Below are 21,895 nucleotides of genomic sequence, written 5' to 3' on the forward strand. Positions count from 1 at the left end.
GAAGGAGAGGTCGATGAGGACTCGGACGAAGCCGCTGCTGCGGGTATGGGAATGGCAGGCCGAGGCCGCGTGCCGCGGCATGGACAGCTCGGTCTTCTTCTCACCCGCAGGCGAACGCGGCCGCGCTCGCCTGCGCCGCGAGGAGGCGGCGCGAGCGGTCTGCGGCAGCTGCCCGGTGAGCGGCCCCTGCGGTCGCTTCGCCCTGACGTCCCAGCAGTCCTACGGCGTGTGGGGCGGGTTCACCGAGGCCGAGCGCCGTTCCACGGTCCGCGTGAACCGGAAGTAGCCGAACGGGGCGTGGCGCCCGGACAAGCCGTGCGCCACGCCCCTTCGAAGCCGGGCGGACCCCGCACCCGGGCTTCCGCGGATTCCCGGGCCCGCCCCGGGGCTCAGGCCGGGGGCCGGCTTCCGTGCCCCGCCCCCCGGACCGCGCCCGCGCCCCGCTCCCCTGCGACGACCACCGGCCCGGCCGTGGCGTCGAAGGCATGGGTCACCTCGGGCGCGGTGCCCGCCACGAGCAGTGCGCGGGCCCGCTCCTCGAAGCGGCGGTCGTTGGCCGTGAGCCGGCTGTGGTGCTGGGCCAGGTGCTCGGACCAGGAGGCCACCAGATAGTTCTCGACGAACCGCTCCGGATCACCGCCGTCCTGGTAGAGGCCCCAGGACAGGGCGCCGGTGCGGCGCCGGGAGCGGGCCACGTGCCGCATGCGGTCGCTGAAGGCGGCCCGGTTCTCGCGGGCGACCCGGTACGTGACGGAGACGAGTACCGGGCCGTCGGCCGGTCCGGGTTCGAACACCAGGGGCGGCACGGGCCAGTGGTCGGAGAGGCTCGGGTCGATCCCGTCCACGCTGTGCAGCGGCCAGCGGCGCACACTCAGGGCACCGGCCACCAGCAGCCCGGCCCCGGCCAGCAGGGAGACGGTCAGTCCCAGCCCGTCGGCCAGCGCCCCCCAGGCGGGCGCGGTCAACGCCTGTCCGCCCTGGAACACCACGAGATAGATGGCGAGCCCCCGGCCCCGCACCCAGCCGGGCAACCGCTGCTGGACAGCGGCGTTGAGGGTGGACAGGACGCCGATCCAGGCCAGCCCCGCGGGCAGCAGGGCGACCGCCGCGAGCCAGGGAAGACGGGTCGTGGCCAGCACCACCAGCGTCGCGGCGAAGACCGCCGCCCCGGCGGCCAGGGTGCCGTTGGCACCCAGCCGGCGCCGGAACACGGGCAGCGCGAAGGCGCCGCCGACCGCGCCCACCCCGACGATCCCGAGCAGCAGTCCGTACCCGCCCGAGCCGAGTCCCAGGGACCGGCTCGCGACGAGGGGCAGCAGCGACCACAGGGCGGCTCCGCCCGGAATGAACAGGGCCGTGCGCAGCAGGACCCGGCGCACACCGGGAGCGTGCCGGACATAGCGGCGGCCGGCCTGCACGGCCGCGAAGAGCCCTTCGCCCTGCGCGGTGGGCTCTTGCGCCGTCGGCCGCCGCCACAGCAGCAGCACGCCCGCGATGCCCAGGTACGACAGGGCGTTGAAGGCGAAGACCCAGCCCGCGCCCGCGGCGGCGACCACCGCGCCGCCGAGGGCCGGGCCCACGGCACGGGCGAGGTTCATGTTCACGGCGCCCAGCGCGGCCGCCTGCCCCAGCTGCTCGCGTGCCACGAGTTCCGGCTGGATCGCCTGCCAGGCCGGACCCATCAGTGCCGTGCCGCAGCCCAGCAGGAAGGTGAGGCCGAGCAGGGGGCCTGGGGCGAGCGCCCCACGGAAGGCGAGCACCGTGAGCACGGCGGAGACGGCGAGCATGGCGAACTGGGCGGCCAGGAGCACCTTTCGGCGGTCGTGGCGGTCGGCGAGCACACCGGACGGCAGCGCGAGCAGGACGACCGGCAGGCTGGACGCGGTCTGCACGAGCGTCACCAGGGCGGCACCGTGCCCGACGAGCAGCCACTGGGCGCCGACCGTCTGCATCCAGCTGCCGGTGTTGGACACCAGTTGCGCGATCCACAGCGCGCGGAAGACGCGCGCCGCGAGCGGCGCCCAGGCCGAGTCCCGCGCCTGCTTCACGACTGTGGCCTCGTCCAGTCGGCGTCGGAGGACCAGTGGCGGCGGACGGCGACCAGAGCCGCCGCGAGCAGCACCAGGGCCAGGGCCACGACGAGGAGGAGCGAGGCGTGCCGCAGGAGCAGGGCGCCCATCAGGGCCCCCACGAACATGGCCAGGACGGAGAGGATCCGCCGGCCGGGCCGGGGGGCCGCCCCGCCGGCCGGGACGGAGTCGGCGGCCAGCCCGGTCAGGGTCAGCGTCAGGACGGTCGTGGTCAGGTCCGGGACGCCCAGGCGCCGGGCGACCGCGTTCTGGAGTCCCATGGCGATGCCCAGCAGGACGACGAGGGCGTACTTCACCGGATCGGTCACCTCGTCGTGCCCGAGCGCGACGGCGAGCACCGCGCCGGCGACCAGGACCGTCTGGACCGCGGTGGCCGCGGTCAGCATCCGCCCGCGGTGTGCGGCGTAGCGGGTGGCGAAGCGTCCGCCCGCCAGCGCTCCGGCGAGGAACGACGCCATCGACACCAGGGACGCGGGCGCGGACAGGCCCGGCGCGCCCGCCAGGGCGAAGCCCAGGAAGACGACGTTGCCGGTCATGTTGGCGACGAAGACGTGCCCGAGTGCCAGATAGGTGACGGCGTCGATCAGACCGGTCACCACGGTGAGTCCCAGCATCAGCGGCGGCAGCGGCCCGTGCCGGTCGCCCTTCGGCGGGACGAGGGTGTGAGCGGCGTCGGTCAGCAGCCCGCGCATGCCGTCACCTCCCGTCCGTGGCGGGGGCGGAGGCGGGCGCGTGACCCAGCACGGCGCGGGTGATCAGCCCGCTGGCCGGGCCGACGACGATCGCCGCCAGAGAGGTCCACAGCGGCCAGGAAGCCGCTCCGAGCAGGTGGTCGAGCGACCAGCGGCCCGCCCCGGTGAGCGCGAGGACCGCGGCGACGGTGACGAGGACCAGCGGGTACTCGTAACCGTCGTTCTGGACCCACAGCCCCTTGTGCCACTTGACGGTGCCGGCCACCGTCATCACACCCATGGCGGCCATCGCCGCCATGGGTGTGAGGAGTCCGGCCGCCAGGAACAGGCCGGCACCGATCTGGCTGCCGCCCGCCGCGAGGGCGGTGAGCCGCCCGCCGCGGAAGCCGTCGCGGCGGAACTCCTCGGTTCCCCCGGCCAGTCCGTTGCCGCCCAGCCGGAAACTGACTTTCTGAACTCCGTGGCCCGCGATGAGGATTCCCACCACCAGCCGGAGCACCAACAGTCCGCTGTCCATCTGTTCTCTGCCTGTTCCTGACGTCCGTCGTCAACCGTGAGGTACGTGTGTCAGCCGGCGGCGTGCTCGCCGATGAAAGCCTGCGCGTAGACGACGCCCAGGCCGTAGGTGCCGCCGTGCTCCTTCACGACGTCCATGACCGGCAGGTACGTCTCCGTACGCGCCCAGTCACGCTGGAGTTCGAGCAGCACCTGCACCCAGGTCACCGGCACCACGCCGGCCTGGACCATGCGCTGGACGGCGTGTTCGTGCGCCTGCGGGCTGACGCCGCCCGAGGCGTCGGTGACGACGTAGACCTCGTAGTCCTGGGCGAGCGCCGAAAGGGCGGGCAGCACGACGCAGACCTCGGTCCACAGACCGGCGATGACCAGCTTCTTGCGGCCGGTCGCCTTGACGGCCTCGACGAAGGCGGCGTCCTCCCAGGCGTTCATCGTGGTGCGGTCGATGATCTTGTGGTCGGGGTACACGTCCGCGAGCTGCGGCATGAGCGGGCCGGAGAAGGACTCGGCGGCCACGGTGCTCAGCACGACCGGGACGTCGAAGACCTTGGCCGCCTTGGCCAGGCCCACGGTCGCGTTGATGATGGCGGTGCGGTCGCTGCTGCCCGTGCCGAAGAACATCTGCGGCTGGTGGTCCACGAACAGCACCGCGCAGTTGTCGGGGGTCAGCAGGTCCGGGCTGGGAGCAGCGGTGACGTCGGCGATGTTGACCATGAGTATGCCTTTCATCAATGGGTTGCAGCGGTCACGGACGGTCGTCCGGGACCGGGGGAGGGAAAGTCCTGGGGCCGGGTCGCGGTGCGGTACGACCGGCTCAGAGGGAGAAGCAGGGATCGAAGACCGGGCTGTTGTCCTGCTCGGGCACGAGGCCGCGCCGGGCGCGCCACTGGCGGTGCAGTTCCGACTCCTCGGCGGCCTCGCCGAGCAGTTCGGCCTGGCGCACTCCCGACCGGCCCGCCCGCGGGGTGGCCTGGTAGCCGCCGAAGCGCGCCACCGGGCTCCACTCGGGCGTCACGGGGGGCATCTGCTCGTCGATGCCCTCGTACTCGCCCGCGGCGTAGACGACACGGCCGCCGACGACCGTCAGCAGGGCCTCGATGTGCGCGATCTCCGGGTCGGGAACCGTGAAGTAGTCCTCCGACAGCACGGTGAGGTCACCGAGGAAGCCGGGCCGCAGCACGCCCTTGCGGTCCTGCTCGCCGGTGAGCGCGGCACCGGCCGTGGTGAACATCTCCAGTGCCGTCTCCCGGTCGACCCGGTTGTGCGGCGGGTGGATGGTCAGGTCGCCGACCGTGCGGCCGGTGACCAGCCAGTGCAGCGCCACCCACGGGTTGTACGAGGAGACCCGGGTGGCGTCGGTGCCGGCGCCCACCGTCAGGCCCCGGCCCAGCATCGCCCGGATCGGCGGGGCGTCCGCGGCGGCTCCGATCCCGTAGCGGCGGACGAACGCCTCGCCCTGGAAGGACAGCCGGTTCTGCACCGACATGGCGCCGCCGAGGGCGACGATGCGGTCGAGGCTGTCGGCCGAGACGGTCTCCGCGTGGTCGAACAGCCAGCGGTTCCCGCCGGGGAAGAGCCCCTCGGCGGCGAGCTTCTCGAACACCGCCAGGTCGCGGCGGATGGTCTCGTCGTAGGTGGCGTGCAGCCGGAAGCCCCAGCCGTTCTCCATGAGGAGACGCACGGCCTTCTCGAACTCCACCTCGTAGTCCGGGGCGTGTTCGGGGCGCGGCTCGGCGAAGTTCTCGAAGTCCGCCGCCGCCCAGGTGAGGTTCTCGCCGGCGCCGTTGAGACGGAGCCAGTCGTCGCCGTCCTCGGGACGGACCATGCCGATCCAGCGGGTGAGGTCGTCGATCTCCTGGCCCGCGGTCTGCGGGAACAGGTGGTAGGCGATGCGCAGCGACAGCTCGCCTTCCCGGGCCAGTTCCGTGACCGTCTCGTAGTTGTCGGGGAAGTTCTGGAACCCGCCCGCCGCGTCGATCGCCGAGGTGAGCCCGAACCGGTTCAGCTCGCGCAGGAAGTGACGGGTCGACGCCTTGCGGTGCTCCTCGTCCAGCACCGGCGCCTTGGCCAACGTCGAGTAGAGGATGAGGGCGCTGGGCGCCGCCAGCAGCATGCCCGTGGGCTCGCCGGTGCGGCCGCGCACGATCTGCCCGCCGCGCGGGTCGGGGGTGTTCTTGTCGTAGCCCACCGCCTGGAGGGCCGCGCGGTTGAGGATCGCCGCCTGGTAGAGGTGCAGGACGAAGACCGGGGTGTCGGGTGCGGCGGCGTTCAGCTCGGCGACGGTGGGCAGCCGCCGTTCGGCGAACTGCTCGGCCGACCAGCCGCCGACCACGCGCACCCACTGGCCCTTGGGCGTGCGGGCCGCCTGCTCACGCAGCATGGCCAGGCCCTGGCGCAGGGAGCGGACGCCGTCCCAGCGCAGCTCCAGCACGTAGTTGAGGCCGCCGCGGATCACGTGCAGGTGGGCGTCGTTGAGACCGGGGATCATCCGGCGGCCGAGCGCGTCGACCACCCTGGTGGCGGGACCGACCTGGCCGGCCACGTCCTTGTCGCCGCCGACGGTGGTGATCACGCCGTCGCGGATGGCGATCGCCTCGGCCTGCGGGAGTCGGGGATCACCGGTATGGATCTTGGCATTGCGGACGATCAGGTCCGCCGCGTCGTCGGTGGCTCGGGGTATCAGCCCGCCGACCGGCATCGTGGACACCTTTCGACAACCTCCTGCGGGGCGCACAGCGTGGGATGGGGACCGGGCCGCGTCCGAGTCCGCCTGGGATCCGGCAAGGTGCACGGAGGACCGTGCCGCGGCTGCTTCGCCGATCACACTAAGACCGCCCGCACCGGCCCAGTTTCTGGTCAGCGCACCGGCGTTTGCCCATGAGCGCACGGCGGACCGCACCGTGCGCGGTGGGTCCGGGACCGGTGCGCGCAGGGGTGACGGCCGCTCGTATCGCGGTCCTCAGCGTGGTGGAGCACGGCCGGCGGATCTGCGGATCGGGGCGGCCCGCGTCGCCGGAAGCACCGGCGCGTACCTGAACCAGGAGTTCCCACGTCCCACATCTACGAGCCGGTCCAGCCCGTCCGGGAGCCGGCCGTGGCCGCGTTCGCCGAGGCGGCCGCCAACCCGCCCCACCTGTTCGACCTGGCCCCGGCCGAGGGCCGCGAGGCCGTCGGCGAGGTGCAGCGCGGCGACATCGCCAAGCCCGCGGTGGACGAGGAGTGGAGCAGCGTTTCGGGCGGTCCGACCGGCAGCGTCCGCGCCCGTATCGTCAAGCCGGCCGGCGCCGAGGGCGCCCTGCCGGTGGTGCTGTACGTCCACGGCGCCGGACAGGTCTTCGGCAACGCCCACACCCACGGCCGCCTGGTGTGGGACGTTGCGGCGAACGCCGCCTTCCGCACGACGACCTGGCCGTGCGCACCTGGGCCGCCAAGATCGCCCCCGCCTACCCCTGGCCCGGCGGCAAGGACAAGGCGTTCGGTCCGCTGTGGACCGGCTGGGCCGGGGTGACCGCACCGCTCTGCACACCCTCACCGCGCCCCGCCGTAGTACCAGGGCTTGCGTCGGCGCAGCAGCTCCTCGTCGTGTTCGCTCCAGGTGAGTCCGGGTTTCCGCATCGCGCTGCCGCCGGCCGGGGGTTCCTGTGACCTCATCAGGTATGCGCAGTCCTGGCGGTGAACCGACCCTGGCCGGTCTGACCCGGAGGCGTTGCGTGTCCTGCGAGCAGGCGGTGCACCGGCGATCTGGTGGAATACCACGGCTTTCGACGTACGGTGGAACCGTGACCAGCACGAACTCATCGCGGGTCACCGCGGACTGAAGCCCAGGTTGCGGTGCGTCCTTCGGACAGCGATGCCATCCGGCTGGCGGGCCTTCTCGTTGCCGAGCGAGAGCGGCTGGGCAGGGCTTTCCCCGGCGACGGGGTGGAAGAGACCTACGTGGTCGATCTCCTGGTGGCACCCCGCTCCTGACGTCGTGCGCGCCGGCGGGGTGGGAAGGCGCGGTCAGGCTGCCGAGCCGAGTGGTCGGCCGCCCCGGCGGATGCCTCTCTCACTTCGGATACGGGCGCGTTCCTTGCATCCGGCCGCCAGGACGAAGAGGGTTGTCGGCGGCGATCCCGTCGGCCCACGCGCTCATCCCGGCTCCTTGCTCATCGGTAGCGGAGAACGGAGCCTGCGGCCGGCCACGGAGATCCCGGGTCGGCTCCTGCGGGCCCGCCCCCGACTCGTGTGACACTGGCTTACCTCACCATCGCCCGGGTCGACTTCAGCTGAAGTGCGCCGGGCGGTAGCCCCCGTGCTCCTCGCGGTAGGTGCGGGCGAGGTGGTGCTGAAGGCGGAGGTGGCGGAACTGGTGGACCGCGCCGCGCCGGCGTAGGACGCCGCGCCGGTAGGCGTCGTCGAGGAACGCCATCGTGTCCCATGGCAGTCTGCCGGTCAGGGGCAGCCAGATCCGCGACAACAGGACCCACTGCCCCCACGCGGTGAAGGCCAGCACGTAGGCGGCCGCACCGCCCAGACCGCTCGCGGCGGCGACGGGCAGTGCGTCGGACAGGGACCAGTTCAGCGGCCCGAGCGCGCCGTGCAGCAGGAAGACGAGCACATACCCGCCGACGACGACGGCCAGGGTCAGCATCGGCGCGAGGATGAGGGCCCGGCGTACGGCCGTCACGCGGTTGGAGGAGAGCAGCCCCTCCGGGGTGGCTGCGGTGGTGACATCGAGGGGGGCTTCGAGCGCGACCACGAACCCGAAGACCAGACAGGAGGAGGGGCCGAAGATCAGCCCGTACAGCAGCATGTTGGTGAGCGTGAGCCGGAGCATGGCCGACGTGGCAAGCGGCGCGTGGAAGAACAGGTGGTACTGGAGGCTGGTGACGAGCGCCATGCCGGCGCCCACCACCAGGCCGCCCAGGAAGACAGCCCCCAAGAGGGCGGTGGTCTCGCGGCGCGGTCGGCGGCCCATGCCGCGGTAGGTGCCCGGCAGCCGCAGCCGGACGGCGGTGGGCTCGAAGGCCTTGCTCCTCTTCCAGGTGCCGACGACCGCGTAGGTGACGCCGAAGGCGAGACCGCCGGTCACGCCGACGAGGAGGCCCTCGACCAGGACCTGCGCGGGGCTGAGGACGGTCGGCGAGGATCCCAGGAACGGCAGGGAGGCCAGGCCGACACACCAGGTGGCGACGGCGACACACAGCGCCGAGGCCAGCACGACCGCCAGGACGCGCGTGGAGCGGCGCAGTGATTCGCCGAGCTGCCACCAGGCGAGGTCTTGGCGCTCGTGGTCGAACCGGACCAGGTGGTGGGCGAGGTAGCCCAGCCACCGCTGGGCCTTGTCGGGGGCCGGCGGTGTGCTGCGGGGACCGCTGTCGTCAAGCGCTTCGGGGGCGCGGTGCCGGTAGACCGCGGGGACGAATCCGGCGAGCAGGTGCTCCTCGATGGCGTGTGCGTCCGGGAACGTCGCCGTGTCCAGGAGTTCGTCCGGCCAGTGGTCGGGGGAGTCGCTGTAGAGCGTCCGCGCCAGGGAGATCATCAGCGGGGTGCTCAGGGCCTCGGCGAGGTGCGTGCCGCCCGGCCCCTTCGTGGTCTGTGCTGTGGTGAGTACGGCGTCCCAGGTGGCAACGGGCTCTTCCTCACCAAAAATGCCGGAGGCCCCCGGCCGGCTGGGTGTGCCCGGCAGCGGCGGGTCGGTGCGGGGCAGGTACTCCTTGAGGTCGTCCAGGGTCAGGTCGCACAGTTCGATGCCGACGGCCGAGGCGAGTGGCGTGTGTGCCGCCTTCACGGCCTGGGCGAACTCGCCGCGGCGGCTGGTGAGGACGAGTGGTGTGGGCACGCGGTTGAGCACGTCGAGCGCGTCGCGCCGCAGCCCTTCGGCGATCTCGTCGAATCCGTCGAGGACGGGCAGGACGAGGTCGGCGTCGAGGAGGTCCGCGGCCAGCGTCTTGCCGCTGGGCACCCGGCGCGCGAGGTGCGGGTGGTCGCGCAGCAGCCTTTCGGCCAGCCAGTCGCGGAGTTGGACGGCGGTCGGGTCCCAGGAGCCGACCCCGAAGATCACCGGTACCCGCTGGGGTCCCCGGCCGGTGCCCCGCGCCTCCAGCAGGTCCAGGACGAATCGGATCGCCAGGACCGATTTGCCGGATCCGGCCCGGCCGAGGACGACCAGCCGGCCCGTGCCCACTCGCCGGTAGAGATCCGCTACTTCGCCCAGGGAGCCGCTCGTGTCTGTCTCGTGCGGCGCGTCCCGGGAAGCATGGCGCCGGCTGTTCTCGGCGTGGTCGGCCAGGCCGGTCGGCACCTGCCGCCACCGCACCGGCAGCGGGTAGGGATGGTGGACCCGGCGCTGCGCCTCCTCGTGCCGCCAGCGCCGCTTGATCTCTCTGGCCAGATCGTCCGCCGCGTCGGCGAGCGGGCCATGGACGGCGCCTGGAGCGAGGGCGGTATCGGTCTCGGGTGAACGCGCGGCCGGAACGTCCGCCGCCGGCGCGTCCTGCGGCGGCACGCCCTCGCCCGGTGTCCCGGCGACGCCGCCGAGCGCCGCGGCGAGGCGCTGGCGGTCTTGGGGGCCGGCCCCGAGCGCGTCCGCCAGTAACGTCACCGTGCCGAGCCGGTGGTCGAACGGTTTGTCGTTCTCCATTCTGCGGATGGTGCTCACGCTCACCCCGGCGCGCTCCTCCAGCTCCTGCTGGGTCAGCCCCGCCTGCTTGCGCAGCCGGCGCAGCAGTTCGCCGAGCGTATCCGCCACACCGTCACCTTCCGCTCCCTGCCCGGACGGTCACGAGCTTACCGCGACGACCGGTCACCTATGACCGGTTGCATGACCTGGGCTTTTCGTCCGGGGGAAGCCAGCATCGCCGTTGCGGGCCGGCCACCGGTGGGAAGGGCACCGGCCCTTGACGACATCAGCGAGCGAGTGCGAGGAGGCGGATCGATGGCGGACACGAGGGGCGTGCTGCTGCCGACCTACGTCGTGGCCGACGAGTCGGCGTCGATGGCACCGTATGTGAGCGACCTTCAGGGCGGGGTGACCTCGCTGTGCGAGGGGCTGCGCGCGGAGCCGATGATCGCGGCGAAGCTGAGGCTCGCCGTTCTCGGCTTCTCCGACGATGTGCAGGTCAGGCTCGCGGTGGCCGATATGCGTACCGAGACCTCCGTACCGCGGGTGGTCATCCGCGGGATGACCAGCTACCGGGCCGTGTTCGACGACTTGCTGCAGCGCGTTCCCGCCGACGTGCGGTGGTTGCGCGGCGAGGGCTACAAGGTGCACCGCCCGGTGGTGTTCTTCCTCAGCGACGGTCAGCCGTCGGACGAGCACGACTGGCGTTCCCCGCACGCCGCCCTGGTCGACCGGGATCGGACGCCCACCGCGCCGAACATCATCGCCTGCGGCATCGGCGACGCCCAGGCGCAGACCATGGTCGATGTCGCGACCCGCCCCGAGTTCGCCTTCGTCGCCAAGCCGGGTACCGACATCGGCAAGGCGGTCGCGGAGTTCTTCCAGTCCCTCACCGCGAGCCTGGTCGCGACCGGACAGGCACTGAACTCGGCGAGTCCGCAACTGGTGGTCAGCAAGCCGGACCAGTTCACCCTGGCGATCGACGAGGTCGGCCTGTGACGACCGGACACGGGGGGAGCCTCGCGCCGCAGCCCTCCCCTCCCCCGCCGGCGGGCTCACCGGGATCCACACACCCGCCCGCCCTGCCCGGTCCCGCCTTCCCGCCACCTCCCGGCCCGCAGCCGTGGCAGCGGGTCGCGGTGGACATCCCTGGGATGGAGTTCGAGGCCCGGCCTCCTGACCGGTACGCCTTCGACTTCCCCGACAGCGAGTGCGACGGCTGGTCCACCGACCACCTCGCGCTTCGTTTCGCCTCGGTCCGCGGCGCGAAGCACCGTTACTACCGGCAGCCCCGTCAGGACACCGCTCGGGCGGCGGCACACGAGACCACCGGCAGCGTGGTGTTCGCCGTCGCCGACGGGGTCTCCAGCGCCACGGAATCGCATCAGGGCGCCGTCGAGGCGTGCCGCGCGTCCGTCGAGCGCATCCTGCACCTGCTCGATCAGGGGCCCCGGACCGCTGGATCTGGCCGATGCCGCGGCCTACGCCGCCTCGCGCCTCGGCGAGTTGGCTGCTCGGGACCGCCGCCCCCGGGACCGAGGAGGTGGCACGGCTGTGCGCGACCACGCTGGTCGCCGGCGCGGTCCGCCCCACCGCCGGCGGCCCGCGCGTCGAGCTCTTCCGGATCGGGGACTCCGGCGCCTGGCTGCTGGACCGGGCGAGCGGCCGCTACCACCAGGTGTTCGCCTCGAAGACCGGGACGGACGCCGTGCTGGTCACCGACGAGGTGGCGCCGCTGCCGCGGGTCCCCGACAGCTTGGAGCAGGCCGCCTTCCACTTGTCCGGCCGCATGGTGCTGTTGACGGGCACCGACGGGTTCGGCGATCCGCTCGGCGACGGTGACGGCGCGGTCGGCGCGCTCTTCGCCCGCCACCTGGCCGAACCCCCGCCGCCGTTGTGGCTCGGACACGTCCTGGACTTCTCTCGTGAGACGTTCGACGACGACCGCACCTTGCTCGCCGTCTGGCCGCGGGCGGCCGCGGGGCCGGCGCCGAAAGCCGGGCCGCGATGAGCGCCCCGCGCCCCGCACCCATCGACATCACGACGCTGAAACTCGGGGACCGTCTCGGACAGGGCGGCCAGGGCACCGTCCACCAGGTACGGAAAGGCTGGCCGCACTACGACTACTGGCGGTCCATGAAGGTCGCCGGCAACTCGGCCCTCGACGTGCTGCTGTGCCTGTCCATGAACTACCCGGACGACGCCGGCTACGCGGTCCGGAACGAGTGCCTGGTCAAGTCGGGCCACACCTTCACCAACGTGGGTGACTGCGGGAAATCCAACGTCTACGTCACCGGACGCACCAACACCTACGGCGACGCCTCGTTCTGCGGCAGCGACGGCTGCACCACGTGGCCCTCCACCGACTACCCCGCCTTCGCCTACACCGTGTGCTGGCGCTGGCGCTGACCCCCGGGCCCAGGCAGGCACCAGGCCCCGCAACACCTCATCCCGCCCCATTTGTCACACATCGTTCAGGAGTCGCCATGGCGTACCGCTACTGGTGCGGCGAATGCAGCTTCAAGTCGTCCTGGGGAACCGAGTCCCAGGGCGAGAAGGAGCAGCTCGAGCACTACCGGGTCCACCACCCCGGGGTCGTTCCCGGCGGGCAGGTCGAGACCAACCGCAAAAACCCCGAGGGCGGCGGAAGTTGCCTCGCGATCACCGCCATCGCGGTCCTTCTCGTGTTCCTCGCCGCTTCGTGCCACCACTGAAACCCGTCCCAGGAGTTCGAGTTGTCCTCTTCGCAACCGCCCCACGGGCCGGCCGACCGACCTCGCCCCACCTGGCAGGACCCGCAGCCGCCCCACGGGTCCGCTGGCCGACCCCGCCCCACGTGGCAGCACACCCCCCGGGCCACCCCGCCTCCACTGGGCCGCCCCACCCCCTCCGGTGCCCCGCCCCTTCCGCCGCCGCCCGGTGCTTCCCAGCCGCCGACGGCACCTCCCCCGCCCCCGGCTTCCCCGCCGCCCACGACGCCTCCCCCGCCCCCGGCTTCCCCGCCGCCCACGACGCCTCCCCCGCCCCCGGCTTCCCCGCCGCCCACGACGCCTCCCCCGCCCCGGCCGCCGCAGCCACCCGCGGGACCTCCGCTGCCGGCCCGGCCCCCCGCGGCGGGAACGCCGACCGGTTCCCCGCGAGCGGTCGCCCGGTGGCTCCGGCAGACGCGTGCCCGGTCCCTCACGGCCGCGGGCGTCGCCCTGGCCGTACTGGCGAGCCTGCTGTACGTGCTGTGGCCGAGCGCGTCGAACGGGTCGGGCGGTCCCGGGGACGCCAAGCACGAGGCATCGGCGCCCCGCGTGTCACCGGCCCGGCAGGGCGCGTCGGCGGCGCAGGCGCTGAGCACCCTGCCGGCGGTGAACCTGTCGATGGTCTACGCCCCGGCCGAGCACGCGCCCATGACCCGGGCGAACCTGACGGTCAACAGCGCGGGGCAGGCGTCGGGAACCCTCAGCGAACCGGTGACCGGGAAGTCCACCCTCGCGTGGTCCGGCGACCAGCTCTACCTGAAGGGCGACTCGGCCTTCTGGGCGCAGCAGAATCCCCAGTTCGGCCACGACCTGACCAGCACCGGTCACTGGGTGGCGCCGGAGAAGCGCTCCGGTTACTACATGCTCGACAGCTTCGGGGTGAACGCCGGCTCGCTGACGCCGGCCTCACTCGCCGCGCTGGTCCGGAAGGTCACCTCCGACCCCGAGGCGGTGCGACAGGACGGCGCGACGTTCCAGGGCCGTAAGGCGGTTTCGTACACCTCTCAGGGCTGGACGGTCCTCCTCTCCGACGAGTCGCCCTACTCCGTCCTCGCCATCGGCGGCGACCCGGGCGGCGACAGTCCCGTCAAGTCCGCCACCTGGCACCCCGCCCGGCGCACCGGCCAGGCGGCAAAACCGGCGGACTACCGCACGAACGCCGTGGCGGCGGACGACAGCGACTTCAGCAGCTACCTCCTGCTGGCGCCGAAGCCGGCGACCCCGGAGCAGACCGCCGCGGTCCGGACGACCACCGCCTCCGCCGTGGCGACCGCCGTCCCGCTCGCCACGTCGGCCGAGGCGGTCTCCAAGACCATGGGACCCGCCTTCACCATCACCAGCGACGACGCCTACCTGTGCACGACCAACCCGTGCTCGTACTCCATCACGGTCACCAACAGCGGCGACCAGGCGGGCGACGCCACCCTTTACCTGAGCATGCCGCAAGTGCCCACCGGCCCCCACCCGCTGGGCACCCTGCAACCCAAGCAGTCCAAGACAGTCAGCGGCACCCGCCCCAACATCGCCCCTCCCGGCAAGACGGTGACCTTCACCGACTACGCCTGGGTGTACTCGACCGCCGCGTACGGCCCCGACCCCGAGGTCGGCAGCCGGCTGCATGCCCGCAACCTGCGGCCGGACGATCTCTCGTTCAGCACCCCTTTGCAACCCACCGTGGCAGGGCTGCTCGACGTCATGACGAAGGACCGGCCGACGAGCGACACCGAGGCGGGCAGCAGAGCGACCGACGCGATCGAAACAGCCAACGACCAGGGCGAGCTGCCCGACTTGGGGAAGATCGTCGAATCCGGCCGGCTGGACAACCCGCAGGACCTGCGCGACATCCTCCCCACCACCGAGAAGACCGACAACCAGCGCGTGCTGCAGCAGATCGCACTGCTGCTCCAGAGCGACCCGCGTGCGCGCGTCACCTGGACCGCGCCCGCCACAGCCGGAAAAGCGACACCCCCGGCGGACTACCTCTACACCACCACCGAACACGGCCGGCAGGTCAAGCGCGCCGTGAAGGCAGAAACGGTGCGGAGCCCGGCGGAACTCGGGTCGCGGGCACGCCTCGGCGCCGCACGACTGAACGGCGGGCAGCCGGACTCCGGGACCGCCGGCGGCCAGAGAGTGCGGCCCGGATACGAACGGGTACTGCGGCTCGACCTCGAAGCGTTCGCGGGGCCGCTGCTGGACCTGGCCACCACGCAGGACCTGGAGCACTCCCTGTCGACGGGAGCGCAGTTCCAGCAACTGCGGGACAGCCTGTGCGAACCGAACGGCGGCGGCCCCCGCGTCGACCGCCTCGTCATCGTCAACGCCTCCGGCACCCACCAGTGGACCTCCCCGCGCCAGGTCGGCGCGCCCTGCGGTTCCGGCGGGGCCTCGGCGTCGCCGGACCCGTCGAGTACCAGCCAGGACCCGTGTGACGCCCAGTCCCGTGAACAGCGCTACCACTACCAACCCCTGCAGGACGGCGCGCCCACCGGCGTGACCGCGTTGATATGCCCGTCTGACCTGAAGCCGCCGAACTCACGCGGCAGCAGGTCCGGTACGTGGGAGCCGCCGGGCTATGTCTCCAAGCGGGACCGCTACCGGCAGTGGATCTTCAACCGGTCCCATATTCTCGGTGACCGCTTCAATGGAGCCTGGGTGAGAGAGAACATCTTCACCGGCTTCCGCGAGATGAACGATCCCGCCATGAAAAGGTGTGAGAACAAGATGGCGGACGCTCTCCGGTCGAAGCAGCCGGTCACCTACTCCGGGCAACTGGAGTACGGTAACGGAAGGCATAACATACCGACAGGCATCAGAATGACCGCCTCGACGCCTGACGGGGCGCTCTTCGACGTGTCCGTCTCCAACACCCCGGGAAGTCAGGTGACCTGTTGAGTCTGCGAGAACTGGAGGAGACCGTACCGGCCTTGCTGGACATTCGGTCGGCCGACCGACGGAGCATCGACTGGGAGTTCATCCGGCGCGAGACGGGTGTCTCACTGCCCCCGGACTTCGTCGCTCTGGCGGAGGCATACCCTCCTTTCACGGTGAACGACTTCCTGGGGCTGCACATCCCGTCCCCCGGCGAGGAGAAGTACTTCGTCGCCGGCATGCAGGGTCTCCTCGATAATCTGGCGGAGCTTCGTGAGGCCGGGATGTCGCATGGATATGTTCCGTTCCCCGAGCCGGGCGGACTTTTTCCGTGGGGTGATTCCGCGGAGGGTGATGTCTTCTACTGGAAGACTTCGGAAGCGGACAGCGCGTCATGGTCCGTTCTGGTCAGTGGTCATAACGACGACTGGTGCGTCTACGCGGGAGACGTGACCTCCTATCTCGCAGGGTTGGTCCGCGGGACGGTTCCACCGGACGGTCTACCGCCGGACTTTCCGGGCTCGACGCCGGTCATCGAGGCGGACTGAGGTCTTCTCGGCAATGTGACAGGCCAACGTGCGTGACTGCACGCGGGTGTCGGGGCAGTGCGGCGGGTCCGGTCCTGCGGTGGAGCGACGTCCTGGGCCTCGACCTGCCCGCCGACCGCCAGGGGCTCCTACGGACCCGGAACAGCGGTCAGTCGACTCACACCGCTGATCTCACTGCCCCGCCCTCGGTGCAGGGAGGCCGCATCGCCTGTTCCCCGGTCCAGGATCCCGGGCGTCTCCGGGCCGGTCAGCCGGTCGGGACGATGCCGTTCGGTTGTCGACTGGGGCGACAACGACCTCGGTCAGCTGGGCGACGGCACCACCGTCAGCCGCAACGAGCCGGTGCCGGTCCATGTGCCCGTCGGCACCACGGTCACCTCGATCGCCGGGGCCGACGGCCACAGCCTCGCCCTGACCTCCGCCGGCGAGGTGCTCGCCTGGGGGTACGACGGGTCCGGCCATCTGGGCGACGGCACCACCACGAGCAGCAGCGTGCCGGTCGTGGTCCACCTGCCCGCGGGGGTCGTCGTCACGTCGGTCGCCGGGGCCCACGGGTTCCAGAGTTTCGCGCTTCCACCGCCCAGGTCCTGGCCTGGGAAGACAACACCTATGGCCATCTGGGCGAGGGTACGACCACCCGCCGCGCCGAGCCGGTCCTGGTCCATCTGCCGGCGGGCACCACCGTCACGGCCATCACCGGCGGCGACGACCACGGTCGCGCTCACCTCGGACGGACAGGTACGGGCCCGGGGGGACAACCGCTACGGCCAGGCCGGCGACGGCACCACCACCAACCGCCCGGACCTCCCCCTACGGCAGCCGACAGCCCGACCCCTGCGATGCGCCGCCCCGCACCCCGCGAAGGGGAGCGGGGCGGCTCGTCGTACAGCCTGACCAGCACGCTGGACCTCCAGGCAGCGGCCCTGCCACGGCATGGGCTTGGCGAGCAGGAGCCCGCATCCGTAGGCCCGAGCCGCACCGCTTGCCATGGCACCCGCGCACAGGGCATGGCACGACGATTCCCGGGCCGAAGATCACAGCACCGGGCTGCTGGCCGGCCAGGGTGCGGTCCGTAGTGTGGACTGGTCGCCCACCTGCCATACCAATCCTTCCCTATTGGCCCTGCTCTACCAGCCAATGAACTTACAGACTCTGCATCAAGAGGCATTGGCCTGGGCTATACCCCGGAAGGACGGAAGATTGGCATGGCTCAAGGTGTGACCGATCGCGAGGAGCGCGAGATACAGCGACGCCACGAGCAACGCATCGCGGATCCCATACCCGTAGGCGCGTGGACCCGGAGCCTGCTCGCAGCCGCGTGGCGGCGCCTTCGCCGTCGGCATCCGGAAACGGCGCGACACCATGCGTCGCAGCGGGGCGGGAGGCTCGCATGACGACGGAGTCAGGACGTGTCGTCGTCGGAGTCAGCGGCTCGCTGGCCAGCCTCGCCGCGCTGCGGCGCGGAGTCCTGGAGGCTCGCCGCGATGGCAGGACGCTCGTAGCGGTGGCGGCCTGGGAGCCGCCGGAGGGCGAGACCCTCTACGCCAAATGGCCCGACCCCGCATGGGTCCGGATGTGGGAGGACGAGGCCCGGCTGCGGCTGAACCGCGCCTTCGAGGAGGCCCTCGGCGGACTCCCGGCGGATCTTCATGTCACACGTCTGGTCATCAGAAACGCTCCCGGACCGGCCCTGTGCGCCGTCGCGCGCCGTCCCGACGACCTACTGATCGTCGGGGCGGCGCGCCCCAGCGGTCTCCGGGCGCGGACCCACCGCAACCCGGTGCGCCGGTACGTCCTGACCACAGCGGGCTGCGCCGTGCTGACCGTCCCCGGACCACGCCTGCTGCCGGGTGAGGCCCGGACACTGCGCCTGGTCCCGTCCCCGAGCTTCGCGCCGGACGCGGCCGGCCGACACGAAACGGCACGATAAACAGGCCGGATCCCTCTCTGTAACCCCTGGATGAAGCGCCCCGCCCCGACGGAACAGCCTGACCGATCGTGCAGTACCCGTGGCGTCGGCTACCTGCCGCCCTGCGGTCGTCACGAGAACGGGGTCATCGGCCGGTCGGGAAGCCGCGGTGGCGGGCAGCGACCGTGACGGTCAGGGCCAGGGCGAGCAGCACCGGGGCCGACCAGGGCCGCGCGTACGGGCCGGTGTGGTCGAGAAGGAGACCGCCGCCAGATGCGGCGGCGGCGATGCCGAGGTTCCAGCAGGTGACCGGGAGGGCCTGGGCAAGATCGGCGGCCGCGCCCGCAGCGTCGGCGACGGCGGTCGAACGCCGCAGGTACGCCCGCCGGAGGCGGTCGGTGTCGGTGGCGCGGGCGTCGGTGCCGGACCACCACAGCCAGGCCGGCTTCGGGGCTGCTCTGGGCAGGGGGTCGATGGCCAGGCGGATCACCGTTTCCTCCACGATGGGCAGGGTCCCGTCGGACGCGTCCCAGGACGAGCGATGGGTGAGCCTGGGGTGGAACCGGTTCCAGGAGCGGGCGGCGGCGGTGCCGTAGAGGCGGGTGTCGGTGACGGTCTCGGTGTCCGGGGTGCCCCGGGTGTCGGGCTGGCCGAAGACGAACTCGCCGCCGTGCCGGCGCGGTCGTCCCCGCGTTCCGGGCCGGCGGAGCGGGACCGCCCTGCGCAGGACACGGTCCGAACGCAACCTTGCCAGCACCTGCACGGACAGGCCCTGCGGGAGGAAGACCAGGCGGGATGCGCCGACCAGCGAGTCCTAGCAAGCAGCCTCACCCTCGCAGTCCTGCTGAGGGGGGAATGACATCCGACGACAGAACCTAGGCCACCCAGTACGGCCGCCCCGGCTCCTCGTCCGCGCCGTCGACGCCCGCGTCGAGGGCCGCGGCGATCCGGCGTACCGCCTCCTCGGCGACCTCGGCTGGCTGCGTGTAGGGCCAGCGCAGCCGGTGCTCGAACGTGCCGGGGTCCGCGCCGAACCGGGAGCCGCCCTCGATCCGCACCCCGTGCCGCAGCGCGGCACGCGTCAGCGGACCGGCGATCGGGCGGCCCAGGTCGATCCACAGGCACATGCCGCCCTGCGGCGTCTGCCAGCGCCAGTCGGGGAACTCACGGCGCAGCTGCCCGGCCAGGTGGTCGCGCTGCGCACGCAGGAGCGACAGCCGCCGCCGCAGGATCTGTGGCTCCCGGGCGATCAGCCGCAGCGCGACCAGCTGGTCGAGGACCGACCCCGACATGTCCGCCGTGACCCGCTGCGCCGTCAGCTCCGTGATCAGCCGCGTGCCCGCCCGCACCCAGCCCACCCGCAGACCCGACCAGTGCCCCTTGCTGAGCGAGCCGACGGTGACGATCTGCTCGGCGCCGCGCCCCGCCACCAGCGACGCGAACGGCGGGGGCGTGGCCACGTCGAGCGCTATGTCCGCGATCGCCTCGTCGACGACCAGCCACGTGCCGGTCGCCCGCGCGTCCGCGATGATCCGCTGCCGCTGCTCGCGCGGCATGAGCCGGCCCGTCGGGTTCTGGAAGTCCGGGATCAGATACGCGAGCCGGGGCGCCGACTGCCGCAGCGTCGCCCCGAACAGCTCCGCGTCCCAGCCGTCCTCCGTCACCGGCACCGGCGCGGGGCGAAGCCCCAACTGCCTTATGACGGTAAGGGCGTTGGCGTACGACGGGTTCTCCACCGCGATCCGGTCGCCGGGCCGCCCGAGCAGGGTGAGCGTGAGCGCCAACGCCTGCTGCGCGCCCGACGTGACGAGGATCTGCTCGGGCAGCGTCGGCAGCCCGCGCCGCGTGTACCGCTCGGCGATCGCCGCGCGCAGCTCCGGCAGACCGTAAGGGTGGTAGCCCGGCGTCGTCGCATGCCGGGCCAGGTCGTCGGCGGCCGCCGCGTACGCGGCGGACAGCTCGTCGGCCAGGGCGCCGGGCGCCGCGATGGCCAGGTCGATCACGTCCTCCCCGGCGAGCGGGGTGCGCACACTGGTCGGCCGCGCGCCCTCCGGCAGCTCCGTCCACGTACCCGCGCCGCGCCGGCTGACCGCGTAACCGCTCTCCCTGAGCAGGTCGTACGCGGCGGTCACGGTGGCCCGGCTGATGCCGAGCGCCACCGCGAGCTCGCGTTCCGCGGGCAGCCGGGTGTGCAGCGCGATCCGGCCGTCGAGCAGCAGGGTCCGTACGCCCTGCGCGAGCGCCCGGTAGCCGGGCCGTTCCCCGGCGACCCCGGTCACCAGCGCGGCGAGCCGCCTGCCGCCCAGAGCGTGGGCTCCGCTCCCAGCTGCCATGCCACGTTCCCATCATTGGCCCTGCATTCCAGGCCAGTCAATCTACAGACTCACAGCAGGCCGCCTGACAGTGGCCTGCCTGGGTGGGAACGAGGAGACACGTCGTACACCGCGACAGGAGTGACTTCAGCGACCGGACCGAGCGCATGCCGCAGCGCCGCCCCGAGAACGGGCCGCGCTCCGGCGGGGGCGGCCTGCGCCGCCCCCGCCGGACGACCGTTCCGCGCCGCCCTGCCGGATCGTCGTCGGGGTCAGCGGATCATCCGCGAGCCTGGCCGCGCCGCGCCGCGCCGTGGCCGAGGCCCGCCACTGCGGCCGCCCACTCTCATAGCCCTCACCCCCTGGGAGCCGCCGGAAGGCGAGGCCCTGTACTGCCGCAGGCCCTACCCGCAGCGGGCCCGCCACTGGTACGCGGCGGCGCGCGCCCGGCTGAGCCACGCTCGCCCGCGGACTCGCCGCGCTCACCGACCACTGCCCTGGACCACCGCCACCAGCTCCGGCCCGCGGGAACCGGCCCCGAGCCTCCTCCTTGATGCAGCCTCGGGAGAAGAGGCGCAAAACGAAGCATGCGGGGAGGGTGGTGATCGGCCGCGTGACCGCCCTGAACGCGGGTCGAGGACAGGCACCTCTACGGAGTCACGGCCTGATGTTCTGGGTCGGCGGGTGGAGGGGCCGTAAAGCGGCGGTGGCAGGTCTGGCTGCCCTCACCGGCTGGCCAGGCATCCTCCCCGGCTGGTGCTGCGCGTGCCCCGGTGACAGGAGCTGAACGGCCGGGCACGCGGCAGTCGGGCATTGTCGTATCCGGTTGCAGTCGGCCGCCGCGTTCTGGTCACCGCTCGGCACCCGCGTCGTACACAGGTCGCCCACCTCTTCCAGCGACGGACCTCCTGGCAGCCGCAGGTCATGAGCGAGGCCGCGGTCACGCACAGGCTCGATCGGACGCTGGAGGCACCGGTCTGCGCGACCAGGCAGGCCAGCCGTTGACCTGCACGCCGCACGACTTCCGAAGGATGTTCGCCACCGAGGCCGTCACCGGCGGGCTGCCCGTCCACATCGCCGCCCGCGTCCTCGGGCACAAGACATCGAGATCATCCAGAACCTCCGCGAGCGCATCAGCGAGGCTCGCGCCAACGGCTGGCTCGGCGAGGGTCGAGGGGACTCCAGGTCAGCTTCGACGCTGCGATGGCCCAGGTCTTCGGCTACCTCGCCCCGGCTGAGACCCGGCAACGGCACCAGCACGCCCTCGCGGCATAACGAACGAGTGTCCGAGATCACGGGGAAACTTCAAGGCGCGGTCGGCGAGGATCGGGATGCCCTGATGGCTTTGTTCACGAGATTGGGTTCTGGTCCACTTCTTGTGGTGTGGTGACGGGTTGTCACGAGGTAGGGGCGTGATGGATCACCGCCGCGGCGACAGGCCACGGTGCCCGAAGCTTCGCAGTGGTCTCCCGAGGGGGATGGGGAGCAGGGCTGGGCGTACCGGACCCGCGTTTTTTTGGGGGGAGTGCGTGGTCGTTGTGGTCGCTGCGGCCCTGGGCAGAGTGCCGGGGCCGCAGCGCGGGCTTGTGGCGACGGGTGTTAC

Annotated in this window: 17 protein-coding genes and 6 pseudogenes; 14 read left to right on the forward strand and 9 right to left on the reverse strand. The window is 72.3% G+C overall.

The features are described 5' to 3' along the window. The first annotated feature begins 13 nt into the window (after positions 1-13). Positions 14-286, forward strand: a complete 273-nt coding sequence (locus QSK45_RS37365; protein WP_285563414.1) for a WhiB family transcriptional regulator — start codon at positions 14-16, stop codon at positions 284-286. A gap of 103 nt (positions 287-389) precedes the next feature. On the opposite strand, the gene QSK45_RS37370 is transcribed toward QSK45_RS37365, so the two are convergent. From QSK45_RS37370 to QSK45_RS37390, 5 genes are all read right to left on the reverse strand, one after another. Next, complete coding sequence (locus tag QSK45_RS37370; RefSeq protein WP_285563415.1) at positions 390-2,048, reverse strand: MFS transporter; 1,659 nt, start codon at positions 2,046-2,048, stop codon at positions 390-392. After that, a complete protein-coding gene (locus QSK45_RS37375; protein ID WP_285563416.1) occupies positions 2,045-2,782 on the reverse strand; it encodes a YoaK family protein in 738 nt (245 codons plus the stop codon). Before QSK45_RS37375 ends, QSK45_RS37370 begins: the two co-directional genes overlap by 4 nt. A 4-nt stretch (positions 2,783-2,786) precedes the next feature. Next, positions 2,787-3,299 carry a DoxX family protein gene (locus tag QSK45_RS37380; RefSeq protein WP_285563417.1) on the reverse strand — a complete coding sequence of 171 codons (513 nt, stop codon included), beginning with the start codon at positions 3,297-3,299 and terminating at the stop codon, positions 2,787-2,789. A 50-nt stretch (positions 3,300-3,349) separates the two neighbouring features. Then, positions 3,350-4,012: a hydrolase gene (locus tag QSK45_RS37385; protein ID WP_285563429.1), complete on the reverse strand. Its 663-nt coding sequence runs from the start codon at positions 4,010-4,012 to the stop codon at positions 3,350-3,352. 100 nt (positions 4,013-4,112) lie between these two features. Beyond that, positions 4,113-6,005, reverse strand: a complete 1,893-nt coding sequence (locus QSK45_RS37390; RefSeq protein WP_395485448.1) for an amidohydrolase — start codon at positions 6,003-6,005, stop codon at positions 4,113-4,115. A gap of 351 nt (positions 6,006-6,356) precedes the next feature. Between QSK45_RS37390 and QSK45_RS37395 the strand changes: the two are divergent. Then, positions 6,357-6,686 (forward strand): annotated as a pseudogene (locus QSK45_RS37395) (esterase); the annotation flags it as partial. A gap of 140 nt (positions 6,687-6,826) precedes the next feature. Here the strand turns inward: QSK45_RS37395 and QSK45_RS37400 are convergent. Beyond that, positions 6,827-6,949: a hypothetical protein gene (locus QSK45_RS37400; protein ID WP_285563431.1), complete on the reverse strand. Its 123-nt coding sequence runs from the start codon at positions 6,947-6,949 to the stop codon at positions 6,827-6,829. Between QSK45_RS37400 and QSK45_RS37405 the strand changes: the two are divergent. Further along, positions 6,915-7,267: pseudogene (locus QSK45_RS37405) on the forward strand (SAM-dependent methyltransferase); the annotation flags it as partial. The gene QSK45_RS37400 and the pseudogene QSK45_RS37405 sit on opposite strands and share 35 nt — an antisense overlap. 295 nt (positions 7,268-7,562) lie before the next feature. On the opposite strand, the gene QSK45_RS37415 reads toward QSK45_RS37405, so the two are convergent. Continuing rightward, entirely contained in the window at positions 7,563-10,031 is a 2,469-nt protein-coding gene (locus QSK45_RS37415) for a helix-turn-helix transcriptional regulator (RefSeq protein WP_285563418.1), read from the reverse strand. 186 nt (positions 10,032-10,217) lie between these two features. Between QSK45_RS37415 and QSK45_RS37420 the strand changes: the two genes are divergently transcribed. The 11 genes and pseudogenes from QSK45_RS37420 to QSK45_RS37455 all read left to right on the forward strand — a co-directional run bounded on the left by QSK45_RS37420 (position 10,218) and on the right by QSK45_RS37455 (position 18,001). Beyond that, positions 10,218-10,901: a vWA domain-containing protein gene (locus QSK45_RS37420; RefSeq protein WP_285563419.1), complete on the forward strand. Its 684-nt coding sequence runs from the start codon at positions 10,218-10,220 to the stop codon at positions 10,899-10,901. 155 nt (positions 10,902-11,056) lie between these two features. Continuing rightward, positions 11,057-11,335 (forward strand): annotated as a pseudogene (locus tag QSK45_RS38705) (protein phosphatase 2C domain-containing protein); the annotation flags it as partial. Between the two features lie 38 nt (positions 11,336-11,373). Beyond that, entirely contained in the window at positions 11,374-11,913 is a 540-nt protein-coding gene (locus tag QSK45_RS37425) for a hypothetical protein (RefSeq protein WP_285563420.1), read from the forward strand. Beyond that, complete coding sequence (locus QSK45_RS37430; RefSeq protein WP_285563421.1) at positions 11,910-12,311, forward strand: hypothetical protein; 402 nt, start codon at positions 11,910-11,912, stop codon at positions 12,309-12,311. The genes QSK45_RS37425 and QSK45_RS37430 overlap by 4 nt, the downstream gene beginning before the upstream one ends. Before the next feature lie 77 nt (positions 12,312-12,388). Next, positions 12,389-12,616, forward strand: a complete 228-nt coding sequence (locus QSK45_RS37435; RefSeq protein WP_285563422.1) for a hypothetical protein — start codon at positions 12,389-12,391, stop codon at positions 12,614-12,616. Between the two features lie 513 nt (positions 12,617-13,129). After that, entirely contained in the window at positions 13,130-15,547 is a 2,418-nt protein-coding gene (locus tag QSK45_RS37440; protein ID WP_285563423.1) for a DNA/RNA non-specific endonuclease, read from the forward strand. After that, positions 15,544-16,071 carry a hypothetical protein gene (locus QSK45_RS37445; protein ID WP_285563424.1) on the forward strand — a complete coding sequence of 176 codons (528 nt, stop codon included), beginning with the start codon at positions 15,544-15,546 and terminating at the stop codon, positions 16,069-16,071. The genes QSK45_RS37440 and QSK45_RS37445 overlap by 4 nt, the downstream gene beginning before the upstream one ends. Before the next feature lie 342 nt (positions 16,072-16,413). Further along, positions 16,414-16,566: pseudogene (locus QSK45_RS38710) on the forward strand (RCC1 domain-containing protein); the annotation flags it as partial. Then, positions 16,509-16,724 (forward strand): annotated as a pseudogene (locus tag QSK45_RS38715) (hypothetical protein); the annotation flags it as partial. The pseudogenes QSK45_RS38710 and QSK45_RS38715, both read left to right, overlap by 58 nt. Then, positions 16,681-16,965: a hypothetical protein gene (locus QSK45_RS38720; protein ID WP_395485504.1), complete on the forward strand. Its 285-nt coding sequence runs from the start codon at positions 16,681-16,683 to the stop codon at positions 16,963-16,965. The pseudogene QSK45_RS38715 and the gene QSK45_RS38720, both read left to right, overlap by 44 nt. A 496-nt stretch (positions 16,966-17,461) precedes the next feature. Beyond that, a complete protein-coding gene (locus QSK45_RS37455) occupies positions 17,462-18,001 on the forward strand; it encodes a universal stress protein (protein ID WP_285563426.1) in 540 nt (179 codons plus the stop codon). 346 nt (positions 18,002-18,347) lie between these two features. Here QSK45_RS37455 and QSK45_RS37460 read toward each other — a convergent pair. Beyond that, a pseudogene (locus QSK45_RS37460) lies at positions 18,348-18,779 on the reverse strand (transposase); the annotation flags it as partial. A gap of 76 nt (positions 18,780-18,855) precedes the next feature. Next, positions 18,856-20,313: a MocR-like transcription factor YczR gene (gene yczR, locus QSK45_RS37465; protein ID WP_285563427.1), complete on the reverse strand. Its 1,458-nt coding sequence runs from the start codon at positions 20,311-20,313 to the stop codon at positions 18,856-18,858. Between the last annotated feature and the right edge of the window lie 1,582 nt (positions 20,314-21,895).

This window comes from Streptomyces hygroscopicus subsp. hygroscopicus (assembly GCF_030269125.1).
GTDB lineage: Bacteria > Actinomycetota > Actinomycetes > Streptomycetales > Streptomycetaceae > Streptomyces > Streptomyces hygroscopicus_C.